Here is a 19,222-nt window from a genome sequence, read left to right on the forward strand (position 1 = left end):
CTCGACGCGGTGCGTACGACGGTGGCCGCGGTGGTCGCCGAATTCCGGTCGCGTATCGACGAGTTGGCGCCCGAAAGCCGTACACGGGCCGCACTCGACGGGATCGGGCGGGAGATCTGGTCCCGGCCCCTCGGGGACACCGGGCTTCCGGTACGGGCCGCGCACGCGGCTCAGTCGCTGGGATTCCTGAGGCCCGCGCGAGCCACCACCCCCGACGAGGCCGTACTGCGCCTGCTCTCGTCGGGCGCGTGGCTCAGACTGCGGACGCCCTACGGGTCGATCGCCGTACGCAGGGCGGGACTCGGGGCGCTGGACGTCAGCGTTCGCTGAGCGTTCCAAGTTCCGAGTTCCAAGGGCGTCCGGGCGGGCCCCTTCGCCGGCGGGTCAGCGGTGCTCGCTGTCGTCCGGCCAGATACCGATGTGGTCCGGCTCCAGTTCCAGGGCCACGCGGTCGTGCATGCCGAGGGCCTCGGTGTACTCGGCGGGGAGTTGGAGCCGGCCGGCCCGGTCGAGCATCGCGTACTCGCGCGCGACCACCGTCTCGTGGCCGGTCGTCGCGTCGACCTCCGTGCGCCGCAGGACCTCCGTGGAGGTGCGGCCGTCGCGGATGGCGACCGTGCGGCGGACCTCACCGGCGACCGACTGGTCGTGCGTGACGATCACGATCGTCGTGCCCAGGCGCTCGTTCGCGGTGCGGAAGGCGGCGAAGATCTGCTCGGCGGTGTGCGAGTCGAGTTCGCCGGTGGGTTCGTCGGCGAGGAGGACGTCGGGGGCGTTGGCCAGCGCCACGGCGATGGCGACGCGCTGTTGCTGACCACCGGACATCTGGTACGGGCGGCGGGCCCGGCAGTCCGCCACCTCCAGCAACTCCAGGAGTTCCAGGGCGTGTTGCGCCTGGGTGCGACGATGCCTGCGGGAGCCGCCGAGCTGCATCGGCAGGGCGACGTTCTGGGCGGCGGTCAGATAGGGGAGGAGATTGCGGGCCGTCTGCTGCCAGACGAACCCGACGGTCTCGCGCCGGTAGCGCAACCGGTCCTTGGCGCCCATGGTCAGCAGGTCGTGACCCGCGACCCGGGCGGCACCCGCGGTGGGGGTGTCCAGGCCCGCCAGGATGTTCATCAGGGTCGACTTCCCACTGCCGGACGCGCCCACCAGCGCCATCAGCTCGCCCTCGCGGACAAGGAGGTCGAGGCCCTGGAGTGCCTGTACCTCCACGCCGTCCGCGGAGAAGATCCGGACCAGCCGGTCACAGGTGATCAGGGCGTCGTGGCCGTAGGCGGGGCGGTCGCGGCGGTCGGCGGCGCGCTGTGCGAGGTCGGCGAAGGTGGGGTCGGCCGGGCCGGTGGAATCGGTGGTCGTCATCGGTTGGCTCCGGTGGTGGTTGTCGTCCGGTGGCTTCGGGCGCTCGTCATCGGCTGTCTCCCGCTCTCAGTTCCCTGACCGATCCCCGCCGCCCCGTCCACCACGCCTGGCCGGCGGCGATCCCCGTGGCGACGAGGAGCACGGCGAGGGCGGGCAGCAGCAGGGACACCGGATCGGTGTGCAGCGCGGCGGTGCCTGGAGGAGGGGCGCCGCCGGGGGTGGCGAGGGCGACGGCGGTGAGGTCGACACCGGGCGCCAGGAGACGGACCGCGGCCCAGCCGGTCAGGGCGCCACCCACCGCGGCGAGCAGGGCCTGAGGCAGTGCTTCGAGTACGAGGAGCCGGCGGCCCTGGCCCCGGGTGAGGCCCATGGTGCGCAGCCGGGCCAGCAGTGCCGCGCGTTCGGGCGCCGCGCGCATCAGGGCGAGCAGCAGCGCGAGTACGGCGTATCCGGAGCCCGCCGCCACCGCCACCGTGTAGACGCGTTCCGCGCCGGACTGGAGGGGCGAGTCGACGTACCGCGCGCGTTCTTCGGACCGCAGCTGGACGTCCGCGGTGGTTCCGGCGGCCTTGCGCAGGGCGCCCCCGTCCAGGTGGTCGCCGGTCAGCATGAGGGCGGTCGGACGCGCGGGGGTGGCGCCGAGGCCGGCGCGGTCCACGACGAGGAACTCGGTTCCCGCCAGGGCCGGCGTCAGGTCGCGTACGACGGTGATGCGGACGGTGATCTCGCTGCGGTCCTCCAGGCGTACCGGGAAGGGCCGGGTGCCGAAACGGTCGGCGACGGAGGGGGAGGCGAGGGCGGGGAGCGGGGAGCCGCCCGACCCGTCCGCGTCCGCCGGGCCTGCCGCTCCCGGCTCGGTCGAAGTCGTCGCGCCCGATCCCGTGGAAGCGCCGCTTCCCGAGGCCCGCGAGGTGCCCTCGGCCTTCAGCTCGCCTGCCGGAAAGGCTCCCAGCCGCGTCCGCTGCGCCAGCCGGGCGTACCCCTCGGGCTCCACGCCTACCAGAGGAACCGTCTCGAACCCGGCCCCCGGCTTCGCCTCGTACCCGATGCTCAGCGGTGTGACGTCGCGGACGCCGGGTGCCGAGCGGATCCGGTCCGGGAGGGCGCGCGGCAGTGCGCCCATCGCCTCGATGCGCGCGTCGGCTCCGAGGGTCAGCACTGCCGCCCGGTCGCGCGCGTCCGAGACCCCCGTGAGGACCGATCCTCCGAACGCGGCCGTGGTGAGCGCCGTCAGGAGGGCGAGCAGAGGGAGCACCGTGGAGACGGAGGTGCGGCCCGCGCGGGCCAGCGAGAGGTGGCCGACCGCGCCGCGCAGCCGGCCGGCGGGCCGGGCCAGCCAGCGCAGCGGCAGCGGATAGAGCCGGACCAGGACGAGTGCGGCGATCACGCCGATCAACACCGGGGCGAGCGAGACGAGTTGATCGCCGGAGGAGTCCAGGCTCGCCGGCTCGCCGGGCCCGGCCGTCCCGGCGGACTCCCCGGATGTTCCCCGCCGCCGCAGGGCGAACACCGCGGCCGACGCCAGCACCAGCAGGGTGAGTTCGGCGACGGTGCGGCGCCGGGAGGGGCGTACGGACGCGAGGTCCTCGCGGGCCCCGTGGACGCGCACGGCACGGTGGGTGACCCAGGCGCGCGCCGGAAGCATGGCGCAGGCGAGGAGCGCGACGGCGACGGCGGTCCACACGGCGTACGAGAGGCGGCCGTAGGGGACGGCGAGCAGGGCGCCCGCGAGGCCGAGAACACCCGCCGGTACCGCGACCACCGCGGTCTCGGCGAACAACCGTGCGGTGAGGCCCCGCAGGGAGGCGCCCCGGGCGCGCAGCAGGGCCAGTTCGGGGCGCCTGCGGTCGGCGGTGAGGCCACCGGCCATGAGCAGGACGACAACGGCGACCGTGGCGGTGCCGAAGGCGGCGACGGCGACGAGGGGTCGGATACCGGACCGGAGCGCGGCGTACGAGGTGAGGACGTCGTCGAGCTCGGTGCTCGCGTCGGCCTCCGGGTCGGTGAACTCGCGCACCTTCAGCAGACCCGGCCCGGACTCCAGCGCGGCGACCGAGCTCGCCAGACGGGGCAGGTCGCTCGCGGTCAGGGCCGCGGGGGAGGGGGCCAGCTGCCAGTAGCGCGCGGGGGCGCCGGGGGTGCCGAGGAGCACCGGGGCCGCGTCCGGGGCCAGGAGGAGCGCACCGACCCAGTAGGTACTCGGCTCGGCGCCCTGGGTGGGGAGCCGCATGATCGCCGGGGTGCGCAGGATGGGCTGAGTGGCCCAGTACGCACCCTCGCGGTCGCGCGGGGCGACGATGCCGGTGACGCGGACGGCGAGCGGGGCCCGCCCCACGGCGGGTACGTGGATCACCGAACCCACCTTGATCCGGAGGCGGTCGGCGGTCTCCGTGGTGACCGCGGCCTCCACCGCCGGGGTCGACGCGGTCACCCCGCCCTCGGCACGCGGGAGGCGGCCGGCGCGCAGCCGGGCGTGTTCGGCGAGGCCGTGGTGTGCGGCGAGGGTCATCTGCGCGGGCAGTCCGCTGGGCCGCGGCAGCCACTTCTCGGCGGCCTCGAGGGATTTCGTCGTGCGGGCGCCGTACGTGGACTGACCGGGATCCGCGACCAGGGGCCGCTCGAGCACGTTCAGGATCCGCTCGTACTGTTTGCGCAGCGAGGCCGGACGCAGGACCGACTCGCGTTCCCCCTGCGTGCTGCCGAGGGTGGGCGGCGGGGCCGACACCTGTACGGAGGACCTGCGGGCCGTCGCGTCGACGACCGCCTGGCGCAGGCCCGCGTCCTCGTAACGGTCGATGGCACGCGGGAAGGCCGCCGCCAGGCAGACGGTCGCCATCACCAGCAGTGCGAGGGCGACGGCGGTACCGGGCGCCGCCCGCAGGCGGGTGCGGAGCCAGGGCGCCACGGGGCGGTCCGCGCCTCTGGGTCCGAAGGTCCGACGCTGTCCCATCTCACTCACCTCCCTGCTCGTGCAGCGCACGCAGCGACGAGGTCGAGTCGCCCCGCCGCAACGCCAGCACGCCGGTGACGATCAGCGGTGCGACCACCAGGGCGGCCAGCAGGAACGCGACCCGCCCGAGGGGCAGTTCCACCAGCACCTCCGGGACCGGCCGGGTGGCCCGGGACGTCAGCACGATCAACGGAATCACCGCCCGGCTGAGCACCGCCCCCAACGCCACTCCCACCACCAGCGCCAGCGCCACCAGGACTCCCTGCTCGGCCGCGATCAGGCGGGCCAGCTGGCGGCGCGGCGCACCCAGGGCGCGGAGCAGGGCGAATTCGGCCCCCCGCTCCCGCAGCGATCCCGCCGTACTCACCGCGAAGCCCACGGCGGCCAGCGCGGCGGCGACCACGGAAGCCGCCGCGAAAGCCGCCTCCGGGCCCGCCCCGAACGGATCGTCCCGCAGCCGCTCGGCGATCTCGTCCCGCACGATCACCTGTGACGGCTCGACGTCGGGCCGTTCGCGCAGTTCCGCCGCCACCTGCGCGGCGGCGCCGGGCGCGGTCCGCAGCCACCACTCGGTGGGCGCGACGCTCTTCCCGTACCGCTCGTCCAGCACCCGGTTCACGGAGCGGAGATCGACCAGCAGCGCCCCGCCGGAGGTGTCCCCGGCGCCGGGGTCCTCCGTGGTCGGCAGTGCGCGCACGCTCTCCACGATCCGTACCGGCACGGCCGAACCGCCGAACTGCACGTCCAGGCGTTGCCCCGTACGGGCGCCCGCGGCCGTCAGGAAGTCGTCGGTCGCCACGGCCTCGACCTCGGGCGCGGGGGGCCGGTCCGCCCGCAGCCGGAGCATCAGCGACGAGGTCTCCCAGGGGGCGTCGCTGGGGATGAAACCGGTTCCGTACGTCACTGTCAGCGGGCTCCCGGACTCCACGTCCGGACGGGTCGGGGTGTTGCCCGCCTTGGGGTCCGCCGTGGTGCTGTCGCTGCTGGACGCCGCCTGCCACGACGTGGGCGCCGGCAGCCGCTGCTTCGTCCCGTCCGCTCGCGTGGCCGTCAACTCCTCCACGGACAGCCGGTGTTCCTCCGCGCGGCCCGTCGGCTGGGCCATGTCCAGTTGTGCCCCGGTCAGCGAGAGGGGTTCCGCGGCCCGGTCGGAGCGGGTCTGCCCGTCCGGCACCAGGTCCGCGGTGAGGCGGTGCGTCCTGCCGTCGGCGGGGAACTCTCCGACAGGCAGGTGGTACGGCGTGCCGTACCGGTCCTCCAGCGTCAGCGTCACGTCCGCCGACATCTCGGAGCGGAAGGCCGCCGGGTCCGCGGAGTCCGGGTCCGGCCGCTGCTCGCTCGCCCGGATCCGCAGGGCCAGTACGAGCCGCTCGCTGTCCTTGGGCAGGGGCACGCCCGTGTGCGTGGGACGCCCCGGCCCGATCCCGGCCAGCATCCTCTTGACCGGCTCCTCCGCCAGGTCCCCGCGCATCAGCATCGCGGCGGCGTCCGTGTCGGTGTCCGTCTCCGTGTCCGCGGAACCGGAGCCCGCTCCGGAGCCCGAGCCATTGCCCGAGCCCTTGCCGGGCCCCGCGGCGGAGTCCGTCCCGGCGCCCGCCGTGTCCAGCGCCAGCACCGCGGCCGTGCGGTTGCCGGACAGCGGCAGCGTCGTACGCATCGCCGGGGCGGCCCCGCGCACGCCGTCGAGGTCGGCGTAGAGCCCCGCCCGCGCCAGCCCGTCCTCGCTGCCCGCGAGCACCCGCACGGACGTGCCCGCCAGGAAGTCCGCCTGGTCGTCCTGCGAGCGGTCCCACGACGAGCCCTGGCCGATCGCGAGCATGCCCATGGCGACGGCGAGGACGAGCAGCAGGACGGGCCCGGCGCCCCTCATCGGGCGACGGCTGAACTGCCAGCCCGCGAGTGCCGTCGGCAGACCCCGGCCGCTCGCCGCGCGCCGCTCGGCGAGACGGGCCACGGGCGGCAGCAGCCGCAGGGTGAGCACGGTTCCGGCCAGCAGGGCGAGTGCCGGGGCGGCGACGAGAAGGGGATCGATGCCGAGGGTGTTGGTGGGTACCCCCGCCGCCCGGTCGGAGCCGAGCGCCCCGGAGGTACCGCCGGAGACGGCACCGGAGGTCTGCCGGCTCAGCTGCCAGTACGCGACGGCCGCGATCACCAGCAGGCCGACGTCCGCACCGGCCCGTACCGGCGCCGGGAGCGAGCGGGCCCGGCCGCCACCCGGGCCGTCGGCTCGTGCGGTCAGCGTGGGCACCGTCACCGCCAGGGCGCAGCCCAGGGCGACCGCGGCCGCCGCCCACCACACCGCGCCGGCCGTGACCGAGGTGTCCAGGCGCAGGCCGATCCGCGCCAGCGACCCCTGTCCGGCCAGCAGCCTCGTCAACGGCCCGGCGAGCAGCGGCGCGCACAGCGCGGCGGGCAGGGCGAGGAGCGACGCCTCCATCGCGGCGAGCCGGGCCACCCGCCCCCGCGAAGCGCCCCGCGCCCGCAACAGCCTTGTCTCACCCGCCCGTTCGACACTGAGCAGCCGGGCCACGAGCAGCAGCGCGTAGCCGGCGAGCAGCGCGAGCTGGAGGGCGACGATCAGCAGCGTCGAGCGGGAGACCAGCAACGACCGCTCGACCCGCTCCAGTTCCTCGGGCAGCGACGTGGTGACCGCGGTGGTGCCGTGCAGCGAGGGGGACTTGAGCAGTGAACGCGGTCCGTCCAGCGCCGCGTCCCGCAGGGCACCGATCCGCCCGGTCGTCAGCTCCGAGAAGTCGGCGGACGCCAGCCAGGCGGTGGCCCCGGAACTCACCGACGGCCCCTGCCCGCCGGTCCCCTTCGCCGCGAACACCGCCGGGTCCGCGAGCAGCGGGCCGTACGTCGTGAAGTCGAGCCTGCTGACCCCGCGTCCGCGCAGGTCGTCCAACTGCCAGTAGGGCGAGGCGAGGCGCACGGGCCGGTACAGGCCACTCACCCGGATCCGCACGTCCGGCCCGTCGAAGCGGTCGACGAGCGTCAGTAACGCCCCCGGCTTCAGCGCCAGCCGCCGCGCGGCCGCCTCGGGAAGGGCCACCTCGATCTCGCGGCTCCCGCCCGAGGCGCGTGGCAGGCGTCCCTCGACCGTCCGTACCTGGGTGCGGTCCAGCGCCGCGAAGTGCGTGAGATCCGGGTCCTTCGACCGGGCGGCGGGCGGCTGCAGGGACTTCGGCAGGGCGTAGGGGCCCGACCGGGTCAGCGTCCGCAGTGTCACCGGCAGTCCGTCGAAGGTGCGCCGGGCCCCGTCGCGTACGGCCTTGTCGGCGGCCTCGCGCTCCCGCGCAGGGACATCGGCCTTGACGACCAGCGTCGTGGCCGCGGCGCTCTCCGAAGCGGTGCCCGCCGGGTCGAGGAGCGAGTGGCGCAGTGCCGCGTCGCCGATAGCGCCCGAGTACGCGGTCAGGGTCGCCAGTACCGCCGTGGTCAGCAGCACGGTCAGCAGCGCGGCGGCCAGCAGCAGGCGGTGCGCCCGCACGCGCGAAAAGACGAACCCCGTCACCCGGCCCCCCGCCGTATCCCGGACACCCCGGATCTTCGGGATGTCCGGTGATGTTGTCAGAGAGGAGGGGCCGCGGGAAAGCGCTTCAGAACCGGGTTTGACCGGATCGTGACCGGATTCCGGCGACGCGCGACCGGAATGCGCGCGTCAGCCGGTCCTGTTCAGCTCTCCGTGTTCACCATCGAAGCCGCCGCGTACGTCAGGTAGTTCCACAGTGTGTGCTCGTGCTCCTCGGAGAGACCGAGCTCGTCGACGGCGACCCGCATGTGCTTCAGCCAGGCGTCGTGCGCGGCACGGTCGACGGCGAAGGGGGCATGGCGCATCCGCAGCCGGGGGTGCCCGCGGTTCTCGCTGTACGTGGTCGGGCCGCCCCAGTACTGGATCAGGAACAGCATGAAGCGCTCCTCGGCCGGGCCCAGGTCCTCCTCGGGATACATGGGCCGCAGCAGCGGATCCTCGGCGACGCCCTCGTAGAACCGGTGGACCAGGCGCCGGAAGGTCTCCTCGCCGCCCACCTGCTCGTAGAAGGTCTCCTCCTGAAGCGTGCCGCGCCGAATCTCTTTCACGTCAGTTGGCCCTCACAAAGGTCGCTCCGGTCAGCCCCTGGTCGTTCCGGCCGGGGGTCCCGGGGTCGTCCCCCGGGAAATGCAGCACGCTGTCCATGGTCTCAGACCGGCCGACCGAGGACCTGAGGCTTAGGACCACCGCTGTCGGAGGCCGCATTCCGGGCCCGCCGCCCCCGGCCTCGCCTCCCGGCCCGTCCCGCAGCACAGTGGAGGTATGAGCGCGCACGCCCTCGACCACGGGCTGGACGACCTCGCCGCCACGGCGCGGGCGGCACTGGTGCGCGAGATCGACGCGAGCGGCGCCTGGGACGCCGACCCGGTCTGGCGGGACGCCTTCGAGAGCGTTCCGCGCCACCTCTTCGTGCCCTACTACTACGTGGGCGCGCTGGGCGGCTACGAGCGCAGATGGGGCGAGGACCCCATCCCGCGCCGGCGCGAGGACTGGGTGCGCGGTGCGTACCTGGACGCCCCGCTGGCCACACGTGTGCGCGACGGTGAGCTGCTGTCGTCCAGCAGCCAGCCCTCGCTGATGGCGAAGATGCTGACCGAGCTGGAGGTACGGGACGGGGACGCGGTCCTGGAGATCGGCGCGGGCACCGGATACAACGCGGCGCTGCTCTCCCACCGCCTGGGCGACGACCTGGTCACCACGGTCGACCTGGACGCGGAGATCACCGAGTCCGCACGGCGGCACCTGGCCGCCGCCGGCCGCCATCCGACCGTCGTGACCTGCGACGGAGCGCGCGGCTGCCCCGAGCGGGCGCCCTTCGACCGGGTCATCGCGACCTGCACGCTGAGTGCGATCCCGCGTACCTGGCTCGCCCAGTGCCGGCCCGGCGCCCGGATCCTCGCACCGTTCGCCACCGGCCTGATCGCCCTGCGGGTGCGGGACACCGGGCACGCGGAAGGCCGCTTCCTGCACACCTCCGCCTACTTCGTACCCCTGCGCGGCGGCACGCGGACCGAACCGGAGCTCCCGGACGCGGGCCTGGAGGGCCTGCCGCGCCGCGCCAGGGACCACGAGCTGTTCCGGTTCCTGCTGACCCTCACAGCGGGCGGCCTCGCCCCCGACGAGGCGTACGCGCTGTGGGAGCACGAGACCTGGCCGGTGCGCGAGCGGTACGGGATCACGGTCGGCGAAGGCCGCACGTGGGCGTGGCTGGACGACCCCGAGGGGCCGCACACCTGGCCACTGCCCTAGCCGCCGTCGGACCTTGCTTCCCGCCCGGGACCGGGCAGGCGAATGGCCGGCCTTGTACCGGGCAGCCGAACGGCCGACCCGGTGCCGGACGCGACGGCTCGGGCGCCCGCCGGTGCCCTGCGGCGTCCGACGGGCACCGGGGCCGGGCCTCGGCCCCGGAGGCTAGCCCCGCCTGATCGTGATCGTCGTCCAGGCGCCCACGTGAACCCGGTCGCCGTCCTGCAGTGGCACGGGGACGAAGGGCTGGATGGGCTCCTCGGCGCCGTTGACCGTGGTGCCGTTGGTGGAGTTCTGGTCGACGACCGCCCAGCTGCTGTCCGGCTGCTGCACGAGGACCGCGTGCTGGTGCGAGACGCCCGGGTCCTCCGGCGGCACCGACAGGTCGATGTCCGGGGTGTCCCCGGTGGAGTGGCGGCGGCGGCCGATCGTGATCTGGTTCCCGATGAGCGGGCGCTGCTGTTCCGGCGAGTACGCGGGCAGGTTCAGACCCGCTGCCTCCGGCCCGGAGCGCTGCATCATCGCCATGAAGTAGTCACGGTCGGGTCCGATGGTGATGCTCCACGCCAGCGGCTGCTGCTGGTACCCGGGAGGTGCCTGCGTCGAGCCCGGCTGCGGGTAGCCGTAACCACCACCGGGGCCGGGCGGGCCACCGGGGCCGCCGGGCCCACCGGGACCGCCGGTCGTCGGCGGCGGGAGCACCCAGTCGTCGTCGCCCCCGAAGGACGGGCCGCCCGGTGCCTGGGGCCGCCCGGTCTCCTGCGGATACCCGGGCGGGGCCGGCGGGCCGGCCTGCTGGAAGCCCTGCGGGGCACCGGGGCCAGGACCGCCGGGGCCGCCGCCAGGACCGTTCGGTCCACCGGGCCCGCCCGGACCGCCCGGACCGCCCTGTCCGCCGGGAGGGCCACCAGGGCCGCCCGGACCACCGGGTCCGCCGAATCCGTTGGGGCCACCGGGAGGTCCACCGTGGCCTCCGGGCCCGCCGTAGCCGCCGGGGGCACCGGGTCCCTGGCCGCCGGGGCCGGGCTGCGGCGGACCCGGCCGTGACGGATCACCGGGGAAGCCCGAGGGGTTCTCGCCGAACGGCGGGATCGGCTCCGCGGGCCGGTTCATCTGCGAGGGCCGGGAGCCCTGGTAGTCGAATCCACCGTGGGTGGGACCGGCCTGCCCGGGCTGCTGCTGCTGGAAATGCAGCGCCGGGTTGGGCCCACCGGGGCCGGGTCCCGGGCCGGGTCCCGGGCCGGGACCCGGAGGGCGCGGGGCGGCCGGGGTGTACGAGGTCGCGGTGTTCGTCAGGAAGTTCCACCGGCACTCCTCGCAGAACGGCGCCCCTCCCTCACGCGGGGTACGGCACTGCGGGCACAGCTCCGCCTCGGGCGCCGGGTCGGGCACCGCGGACAGATGGGGGCGGCCGCCCTGGCCGGGAGGCGGGGGCGAACCGGGCGGCGGATAGCCGTAACCGGCCGCCGGGGGCGGCGGAGGTGGCGGGGGCACGGCACCGGCCATGCGGTGACCGCAGACCTCGCACCAGTCGTCGGAACCCGACTGGTGTCCGTTCGGGCAGGTCGGCATGTCGGCGCTTCCCCCTCTCCAGTTCCGGCCCACGGGGGACCGCAATGCGTACGAACCGCTTACGTACTGCCGCGCGTCACTCACTGCTACGAGTCGTGCGCGTACCGCTCTGCTTCTTCTCTACTTCTTCACGCGAACAGTCTTCGTGGACCGTGTCTCGAGAGTCATCTCGTCGGCCTCCGCGACCTTCGCCTTCAATCGCACAGTACCCGCCGCGGCATCGACCACGTCCACCACCTTCGCAAGCAGTTTCGCCGTATCCGCGTTTCCGGAGGCACTGGCGAGCTGAACGGCGCGGCCCAGCTTGGCCGTTGCCCCGTCGGCATCTCCCGCTTTGCGGGCATCCAGGCCCTGTTGGATGACCTGTGCCAGTTCCGCCTGACCCGTGTAGTGCGCGACCTGCGGGTTGATCGACGTGGACGCCGCCATGTCGTCGGTCCACACGGCCCGTACGAGCCCCTGTGCGCCCAGTGACTGTGCCGTGCCGTCGCCCTGCGGGATCACCAGGGAGACACGGGCGGCGAGCATCTCCTGGCCGATGCCGGCCTCGGGGACCTCGACACACACGTGGTAGTCCCGTGACTCGTCCCCCCAGGACCCGGTCGGATAGTCCCCGGCGCGCGGCCCCGCCTCGGTGCGCCGGTCGGTCAGCTGCTCGACCGTGGGCGCGACCTGCTTGACGAACTTGATGGACGTGCCGAGCGGGGTCCACAGCCGCAGCGCGACGTCCGCGACCTCCTTGCCCATGGCCGTCTCCATCATCTGCGTGAAGTCGGCGGACAGGCCCGCCGGGTCGGCCACGATGTCGGCGGTGCCGAGCAGCGCGGACGCGATACCGGTGACCTCCTTGACCTCCCAGTCCGTGCCGACGCCCCGCGCGTCACAGGTGAAGCGGCCCGCGCAGGCGTCCAGGGCGGCCTTCAGGTCCTCGGGCGACTCGTGTTCGTTGCGGCCGTCGGTGAGCACGATGCCGTGCCGGATGGCCACGTCCGCCGAGGACAGCAGGCGGTCGGCGAGCTTCAGCCAGGTGCCGATCGCCGTGCCGCCGCCCGCGCTCAGCTTGCGCAGCGCCTGCTTGGCCTGGTCACGGGTCTGCGCGTCGGCGACGGCGAGCCCGCCGCCGCCCGGGTAGACCTCCTTGGCCAGGTGCGTCCCGCCGATCACCGCGAAGTGCACGCCGTCGCGCAGCGCGTCGATCGCGGCGGCCGTCGCGTCCCTGGCGCCGCGCATCTTGGTGGGCGGGTAGTCCATGGACCCGGAGCAGTCGACCATGATCGCCACGGCCGCGTCCGGGCCCTGCCCCGGCGTGTAGAGGTGGGGTGCCGCGACGGCACTCCCGATCGTGCCGCCGCCGGTGGAGGTCACCGTCACGATCGCGTTGACCTCGCGCCCGCCCTCCGGCAGGTACTCGTTCTGGTACACCTCAACCGAGAACTGGGGCACGTTCGACTTCGAGAAATTGGCCATGCCTTCTCTGCTCCCCCTCAGGACTCCCACAGGGTGTGGGTGATGTCGGTAGGCGGACCGGTCCCCTCCGGTCCTGGCCGTGCCGAGGCCGATGCCGTTTCGTACCGCTTCGGCCTCAGGCCGATCCTGCCCCCTGCGGCGGGGCCGGGAACGGCACGACGGCCACTGTTACGTTGTCGTGGCCCCCGCCGTCCAGTGCGTGACCCACCAGGACCTGCGCGCTGTGCAGTGGCCGGTCCGCGGCGTCGGGCGGAACGACCTCGGCCATCTCCTCGGCCGCCTCCGCGTAGTTCCACAGCCCGTCGGTGCACACCACCACTACACCGGGCCGGTCCGGCTTGAAGGAAGCGGTGTGCGGCTCCAGTTCGTAGGCGTCCGCGCCGAGCCAGCCCGTGATGGCGTGGGCCCGCTGGTCCGCGTACGCCTCGGCCTCGTTCATCAGGCCGGCGGCGACCATCTGGGCCGCCCAGGAGTCGTCCTCGGTGAGTCTGGCCGGCGGCGACGTCCGGTCCACGGGCACCCAGTAGGCGCGGCTGTCGCCGACCCAGCCGATGATCAGCAGGCTGGGGGTGACGATCGCGCCGACGAGGGTGCACGCCGGGGCGTTCACATGCGGCTGGTGCTCCTGGGCCGCAGGGGTGGGGTCCGCCAGGGAGTTGACCGCGTCCGCGGCCGCGAGGATCGCCTCGTGCATGGCCTGCTGCGGGTGGGTGCCGCGGGGCAGGGCCGCCAGGAGCGACTCGTTGGCCGCGCGGGAGGCGGCCAGGGAGGCCTCGTCCGGGCGGGTCGCCGAGGACACGCCGTCGCACACGATCGCGACGACCGCGGGCGAGCCGTCGGACAGCGCGGTCGTGGAGACGGTGAACGCGTCCTCGTTCCGGTGGTGGCGCAGACCGCGGTCGCTGACCGCGGCGATCGCGTCCAGTTCCTGCTCCATGTGGTCGCGTTCGCGCGGCTGGGCGTGCCCGCAGTTCTCGCAGTAGCCGTCCCGGTCGACCTGGCCCGCGCGGCAGGCCACGCAGATCTTCAGACCGGCACCCGCCGTCGCGACGTCGGCCGCCCGCGGATCAGCCGGTTGCGCCTCGGGAGGCAGGGGAGCGGCGAGCGGGTACTCGTCCGGTTCCGCCGCCTGGGCCGGCCCGTGCACCGAGGACTGGGCGGGCGGTTGGGCATGCGGTGGTGCCGGTGCCGGTGCCGGTGCGGGTGCCGGTGCGGACGGCTGGGCCGGCCGGTCGAACCGTACGCCCGGGCCGTCGGAGCCGCCCGACTCGCGTCCCTCCAGATCCGTCGGCAGGACCATGGCGGCCGGTGTGTCCGAACCGGCCGGCTCGGGTGCGACCGGCCAGTCCACGGAGGCGACCGCCGGGGGAGGCTGTGCCGCCGAGCCGTTCATCGCGATCGTGGGGTTGTCGTCCGGCGGCGCTGGTACGGCCGACAGGTCGTACCCGCACGCACCGCAGAAACGGTCTCCCGACTCCAGCGGTTCCTCACAGCTGGGGCAGGCGGCCAATTGGGGCATCTGCGACATGAATTACACCCACGTCCGGGGGCGGTAGCGGTTGGCGCGCTCCACCAGTTCGATCCTCTCCTCGCCACCCTGGGCGAGCCGGGCCAGTGTCCGGTACGAGCGCTCCAGACCGAAGCGCAGACCCCGCTCGTCCAGGTCACTGCCGAGCAGTACGGTCCGCGCACCGGCACTCGGCGGTACGGAACCCTGGATACCGGAGAGTACCCAGTCCAGGGCGCAACCAAGGACCTCTGTGGACAACTGCTCGCGGCGCACCGCGTCCAGGCCGTACCCGTCCAGGGCCTCGACCTGGGCCGCGGCCGAGGTCAGGTCGTCGAGGAACGGCGCGCCCGGACCCCCGGCACCCGGTGGCCCCTGCCCGTGCGCCGCCGCCCCCGGAACTCCCGGGGCGGGCGGGACCAACGGGGCCGGCGGGGCCGTCTCGGCCAGGCGCTGCCTCAGCCGCGCCCGGACGGCGGCGACCCGCGCGGCCGTGTAGTGGATCGAGGACTCCGGCACCGACTCCAGCGTCCGTACGGCACCCGGGCGGTCGCCCGCCGCGAGCTGGACGCGGGCCAGGCCGAACGCGGCGCTCACATAGCTCGGGTCGGTCGTCCACACCAGCCGGTAGTACTCGGCGGCGTTGTCCAGCTGGCCGAGGACCTCCGCGCACAGGCCGAGGGCCAGCTTCGGCGCGGGCTCGCCCGGGAACGCGTCGTAGACCGCGTCGAAGGACACCGCCGCGACCTCGTGGTCGCCGGTGGCCAGCGCCGCCACGCCCCGGTACCAGACCACCCGCCAGTCGTCGGGATGGTCCGTCTCCAGGGCTTCGAGCGTCCTGGTCGCGGGCTGGAACTCGCCCATCTCCAGACGGGCCCGCAGCTCGCGCAGCCGCAGCTCCAGGGAGCCGGTGGGCGCCGCGTGCAGCGCGGTGATCAGCTCCGCGGGCGCGGACGCCATGAGCCCGGCCAGGAACCCGGCGTTCGGATCGGCGGGATCGACGTGGGGGACCGGGAGGGCCAGCGCGGCGGCCGCGGTGTTCAGTGGCTTGACGAGGGAGGCCGCGGCGGGCGCGAGGGCCCGCGAGCCGTTCGCCCCGGCCGTCAGAGCCGGCGCGCCCTTCTTCTCCCGTACGGGCACGACCCGTACCCCCAGCCGCGACACGTCCCCGTCCAGCCTGCCGAACAACTCCGTGTCCGTGACCTTCAGTTCGGGACCGAACAGCGTGGACAGCGCGGGCCGCGCCCGGCCCGTCTGCACGGAGACGACCTCGCGCAGCACACCCGTCAGCTGCTCGGCCATCTCCTGCGCGGAGGCGAACCGGCGGGCCGGGTCGGGGTCGGTGGCCCGCACGAGCAGCCGGTAGAAGGACTCGTAGGTGCGGAAGACCTCGATGTTGTCGGGGTCGGGCAGGGAGTCCACGAACACGTTCGTGTAGCCCTGGAAGTCGAAGGTCAGCACCGCCAGGGTGCGGGCCACCGTGTAGAGGTCGGAGGCGACCGACGGGCCCACCTCGGCGACCTCCGGGGACTGGTAGCCGACCGTGCCGTAGATGGCCGACTCGTCGTCGTCCATCCTGCGCACGGCGCCCATGTCGATCAGCTTGAGCTGGTCCTCGGTCTGGATCGCGTTGTCGACCTTGAAGTCGCAGTACAGGAGGTTGCGGCTGTGCAAGTGGCCGAGGGCTTCGAGCGCCTCGATGCCGTAGGCGCAGGCCTGCTCCACCGGCAGCGGGTCGCGCTTCCCGGCGGCGTTGCGGCGGCCGTTGGCGATCTCCTTGAGGGACTTGCCCCCGACGTACTCCATGACGATGTAGCCGTCGAGGGAGCCGGTGCGCTGGTCGAGGTGCTCCACGAAGTTGTAGATCCGCACGATGTTCGCGTGCTCGATCTCGGCGAGGAAGCGGCGCTCGGAGATCGCGGCGGCCATGGCGTCCTGGTCGCCCGTGTCGAGGAGGCCCTTGAGGACCACCCAGCGGTCGGACACGGCCCGGTCGACCGCAAGATAGACCCAGCCGAGCCCGCCGTGCGCGAGGCAGCCCACGACCTCGTACTGGCCGTGCACGATGTCACCGGACTGCAGCTTCGGCATGAACGAGTACGGGTGGCCGCACTTGGTGCAGAAGCCCTCCGTGCGCCCGGAACGCTCACCCCGTGAACGCCCCACCGGGGCCCCGCAGTCGGAGCGCGAGCAGAATCGCTTCCGCTCGGGAACCTCGGGGTTCTCCTGGACCATCTCACGCGGGTCGGGCCGCGGCACGCCCGGGACCTGCACGAGGCCCACGCCGAGCCGGCCGCGGCTGGAGGACCCGGCCGCCGAACCGGAGCTGCGCACCGACACCGAACGGCCCGTCGAGCGGCCCGAGACGGACCGCGACAGACGGCCCGAGACCGAACGCCGGGACTGGGCCGACCGCGACGAGGAGCGGGACGACGCCCGGGAGCTGGCGCGCGAGCTGCCGCTGCCGGAGCCGCGCGAACCCTTGCCGCCCCCCGTGATCCCGGTCGGCGGGGACCCCACCATGCCCTCGCCCGAGGAGGGACCCCCGGACGAGACCACCGGCGCCAGGCCGCAGGTGTCGCAGTACAGCTCGCCGCCACCCATGTCCTCGTACGAGCCCGTGCAGCCGGGCCGCTGGCACTGCTTCTGCTGACTCTGCCGAGTTTCGTTCGACTGACTCATGACTCCCCCCTCCGGTCCTGTGGTCCGCCGTGGCCCGGGACCCTGGGCACCAGCACTTCGGCGGCCGCCTGCTGGTAGCGCAGCACCGCCTGTTCCGCCACACGCAGGTCGCAGGGCGCGCTCCACAGCATCCGTCGTGCCGCGTCGTAGCGCTCCACGAGCAGCGGGTCCTCGGCGAAGCCGTGCCGCGCGACCTTCGCCTTGTACGCGTCGAGACGGCCGCGCAGCTCCGCGCGGACCGCGAGCGGCGCGGTGACCGCGGTCAACGACTCGCGGGCACGCAGCAGTTCGTCCTCGGCCTTCTCCTCCAGCGACTCCAGGAGCGGCGAGAGGCGGTGCCACTGCGCGTGCCTGCGGTACTCGGAGGCCGCCGCCAGCTGCTCCTGCAGGGCGGTCGGCGGGCCGCTCACCGCGGGCACCTCGGACGCGGCGATCTTCGCCAGTACCTCGCCGCGCGCACTCCTCGCCTCGGCCAGCGTGCGGTCCGCGCGGCTCAGCACGTCCCGCAGCCGCACCAGCCGCGCCTCCGCGTCCTGCCGCACCGTGAGCACGGCGTCGATCTCGCGGCGCACCTCCTCCAGAGCGCGCGCCTCAGCGTCGTAGCGCGTGGTGTCGGGCCGGCCGCCGCCCGGCGCCGAACTGCCCTGCGCGGGCACCCAGAAGGCCAGCGGATCGGACACCACCTGCTCACGCAGGGACGTCAGCGTGCGCGTGATCCGCTCCAGGTCGTCACCCGACGGGTGCTCGCCGGGCCGTACGCCCACGGAGTGCGCGAGACGCCGGGTGCGCTGCAACTCCGCGGCCAGCAGGTCTATCCGGGCGGGCAGCGCCGACCACACCGCGTCCGCCGCGACGACCATGTCCAGCGATGAGGCGTACAACTCGTTCATCCGGTCCACGAGTTCGGCGAGGGTGAAGCGCTCGCTGAGCTTGCCCGTGCCCGCCATCGTGGGAGCGGCCGCCGTGGCGGAGGCACTGCCGGCCACCGTGACGCTCTCGCCGCGCAGCAGCTCCGTCAGTTCCACCAGGTCCTCGCGGCTCGACCAGCGTCTGCGGGAGCGGATCCCCCGCGCGGTGCGCAGCGCGTCCGCGTAGGCGTCGAAGTACGCCCACAGGAGGGTGATCGACGCCTCGGCGGTCTGCCAGCGGTCGTCCGTGGTGCCCGTGAGCTCGGCACCTTCGAGGAGTCTGCGGCCCGCGTGGTCCTGCAGGGCGAGGAGCGAGGTCTCGATGGCCTCGTGCTCCGCGCCGAGCCGCGCCAGCGCACGGTCCACCTCGTCCCGGTCCAGTACCGGCCCGGAGGGTCCCGTGACGCCCATCGATCACCCCTCGCTTCTTGGTACTTGCCCTGTCGCTGTCACTGCCGCCGTGTGCGCTGTGCCGGTGTCGCCTACTTGTACTGGACCGGAGGAGGCCCGTCGCTCTCGCCGAGCGTCCCGGCGAGCCAGGTGTCGTACGACTTCTGCCAGCCGTCCTTGCGGTAGTCCACCAGGATCTGGTTGACCCGGCGCACCAGATCGGGAGCCTTCAGGTTCATCGCCACTCCGTAGTACTCGTCCGTGAGCGGCTTGCCCTTGAGCTCGACCGTGGGGTCCTGCGCGGCCTGGCTGGCGGCGAGCGCGCCGTCGGTGACCACGGCGTCCACCTCACCGAGCTGCAGCCTCACCAGGCAGTCGAGCTGGTTCGGCACGGTGACGCCGATGTCGGCGGACTTGGGGATGACCCCGCTCGCCTTGTCCGCTTCCAGCTTCTCCAGGGCGATCGAGCCCGACGCCGAGCAGATCCGCTTCTCCGCGAGAGTGCCGTCGTACCCCTTGATGTCCGACTTCTTCGGTGCGAGCACCTGCTGGCCGGTCTCGAAGTAGGGCGAGGAGAAGGCCACCTGACCCAGCCGGTCACAGTTGATCGTCATGGTGCGCACCACCATGTCGACCTTCCCGTCCTGGATCGCCGGGACGCGCTGGTTGGTCGGGATGGCCTGGAAGCGGACGTTGTTCTTCTTCTTGCCGAGGATCTCGTCCGCGATCGCCTGCGCCAGGTCGATGTCGAAGCCCTCCAACTGGGCGCCGCCCGACGTGTTGTTCGGGTCGCGGTAGCCCCAGCGGTAGCTGTTCTGGTCGACGCCGACGGTCAGGTGACCGGCGTCCTTGATCCGCTGGATCGTCGCCCCGTCCTGCGGGCCGGAGTCCGGCGCCGGACTCTGGTCCTGGGGGTTCTTGCAGTCCTCGGCCCTGGTCTGCGAGGCCTGGGCCACACCCCGGCCGTCGGCGTCCGTGGTGCCTTCCCCGCGGGTCTGGGACACCGGCAGCAGAAGGGCGAACACCGCCGCGAGGGCGCAGACGACCGCCATCGCCGCCACTCCGCCCCAGCCCCTCAGACCGGTCCGCAAACGCTGTGTGTTCAT

The 19,222-nt window shown here is 73.8% G+C and carries 11 protein-coding genes and 1 pseudogene; 2 read left to right on the top strand and 10 right to left on the bottom strand.

Annotation, left to right across the window (positions count from 1 at the left end; all coding sequences use genetic code 11):
- Positions 1-330 (top strand): annotated as a pseudogene (locus tag KUF83_RS06295) (hypothetical protein); the annotation flags it as partial.
- Positions 331-384: 54 nt separating this feature from the next.
- Here KUF83_RS06295 and KUF83_RS06300 read toward each other — a convergent pair.
- The 4 genes from KUF83_RS06300 to KUF83_RS06315 all read right to left on the bottom strand — a co-directional run bounded on the left by KUF83_RS06300 (position 385) and on the right by KUF83_RS06315 (position 8,392).
- Entirely contained in the window at positions 385-1,362 is a 978-nt protein-coding gene (locus KUF83_RS06300; RefSeq protein WP_217453557.1) for an ABC transporter ATP-binding protein, read from the bottom strand.
- A gap of 46 nt (positions 1,363-1,408) precedes the next feature.
- A complete protein-coding gene (locus tag KUF83_RS06305) occupies positions 1,409-4,312 on the bottom strand; it encodes an FtsX-like permease family protein (protein ID WP_217453558.1) in 2,904 nt (967 codons plus the stop codon).
- Position 4,313: 1 nt separating this feature from the next.
- Positions 4,314-7,802, bottom strand: a complete 3,489-nt coding sequence (locus tag KUF83_RS06310; RefSeq protein WP_308402926.1) for an ABC transporter permease — start codon at positions 7,800-7,802, stop codon at positions 4,314-4,316.
- A gap of 185 nt (positions 7,803-7,987) precedes the next feature.
- Entirely contained in the window at positions 7,988-8,392 is a 405-nt protein-coding gene (locus KUF83_RS06315; protein WP_217453559.1) for a globin, read from the bottom strand.
- A gap of 214 nt (positions 8,393-8,606) precedes the next feature.
- Here KUF83_RS06315 and KUF83_RS06320 point away from each other — a divergent pair, with 214 nt between their 5' ends.
- Positions 8,607-9,593, top strand: coding sequence for a methyltransferase domain-containing protein (locus tag KUF83_RS06320; protein WP_217453560.1), 987 nt, complete (start codon positions 8,607-8,609; stop codon positions 9,591-9,593).
- A gap of 162 nt (positions 9,594-9,755) precedes the next feature.
- On the opposite strand, the gene KUF83_RS06325 is transcribed toward KUF83_RS06320, so the two are convergent.
- From KUF83_RS06325 to KUF83_RS06350, 6 genes are all read right to left on the bottom strand, one after another.
- On the bottom strand, positions 9,756-11,162 hold the full coding sequence (locus KUF83_RS06325; protein ID WP_217453561.1) for an FHA domain-containing protein: 1,407 nt from the start codon (positions 11,160-11,162) through the stop codon (positions 9,756-9,758).
- 120 nt (positions 11,163-11,282) lie between these two features.
- On the bottom strand, positions 11,283-12,629 hold the full coding sequence (locus KUF83_RS06330; RefSeq protein WP_217453562.1) for a VWA domain-containing protein: 1,347 nt from the start codon (positions 12,627-12,629) through the stop codon (positions 11,283-11,285).
- 115 nt (positions 12,630-12,744) lie between these two features.
- Complete coding sequence (locus tag KUF83_RS06335; protein ID WP_217453563.1) at positions 12,745-14,157, bottom strand: PP2C family serine/threonine-protein phosphatase; 1,413 nt, start codon at positions 14,155-14,157, stop codon at positions 12,745-12,747.
- Positions 14,158-14,160: 3 nt separating this feature from the next.
- The gene (locus tag KUF83_RS06340; protein WP_217453564.1) at positions 14,161-16,818 is read right to left on the bottom strand and encodes a serine/threonine-protein kinase; all 2,658 of its coding nucleotides are present in this window, start codon (positions 16,816-16,818) and stop codon (positions 14,161-14,163) included.
- Positions 16,815-18,137: a hypothetical protein gene (locus KUF83_RS06345; RefSeq protein WP_217453565.1), complete on the bottom strand. Its 1,323-nt coding sequence runs from the start codon at positions 18,135-18,137 to the stop codon at positions 16,815-16,817. The genes KUF83_RS06340 and KUF83_RS06345 overlap by 4 nt, the downstream gene beginning before the upstream one ends.
- A gap of 71 nt (positions 18,138-18,208) precedes the next feature.
- The gene (locus tag KUF83_RS06350) at positions 18,209-19,222 is read right to left on the bottom strand and encodes a glutamate ABC transporter substrate-binding protein (protein WP_217453566.1); all 1,014 of its coding nucleotides are present in this window, start codon (positions 19,220-19,222) and stop codon (positions 18,209-18,211) included.

The organism is Streptomyces sp. BV286, from assembly GCF_019090165.1.
Taxonomy (GTDB): Bacteria; Actinomycetota; Actinomycetes; order Streptomycetales; family Streptomycetaceae; genus Streptomyces.

What these genes read in the sequence shown, in the direction of transcription:
- KUF83_RS06340 (WP_217453564.1), bottom strand. Translation starts at nt 16,818, where the DNA reads ATGAGTCAGTCGAACGAAACTCGGCAGAGTCAGCAGAAGCAGTGCCAG.
- KUF83_RS06305 (WP_217453558.1), bottom strand. Translation starts at nt 4,312, where the DNA reads ATGGGACAGCGTCGGACCTTCGGACCCAGAGGCGCGGACCGCCCCGTG.
- KUF83_RS06325 (WP_217453561.1), bottom strand. Translation starts at nt 11,162, where the DNA reads ATGCCGACCTGCCCGAACGGACACCAGTCGGGTTCCGACGACTGGTGC.
- KUF83_RS06330 (WP_217453562.1), bottom strand. Translation starts at nt 12,629, where the DNA reads ATGGCCAATTTCTCGAAGTCGAACGTGCCCCAGTTCTCGGTTGAGGTG.
- KUF83_RS06320 (WP_217453560.1), top strand. Translation starts at nt 8,607, where the DNA reads ATGAGCGCGCACGCCCTCGACCACGGGCTGGACGACCTCGCCGCCACG.
- KUF83_RS06345 (WP_217453565.1), bottom strand. Translation starts at nt 18,137, where the DNA reads ATGGGCGTCACGGGACCCTCCGGGCCGGTACTGGACCGGGACGAGGTG.
- KUF83_RS06335 (WP_217453563.1), bottom strand. Translation starts at nt 14,157, where the DNA reads ATGTCGCAGATGCCCCAATTGGCCGCCTGCCCCAGCTGTGAGGAACCG.
- KUF83_RS06350 (WP_217453566.1), bottom strand. Translation starts at nt 19,222, where the DNA reads ATGAACACACAGCGTTTGCGGACCGGTCTGAGGGGCTGGGGCGGAGTG.
- KUF83_RS06300 (WP_217453557.1), bottom strand. Translation starts at nt 1,362, where the DNA reads ATGACGACCACCGATTCCACCGGCCCGGCCGACCCCACCTTCGCCGAC.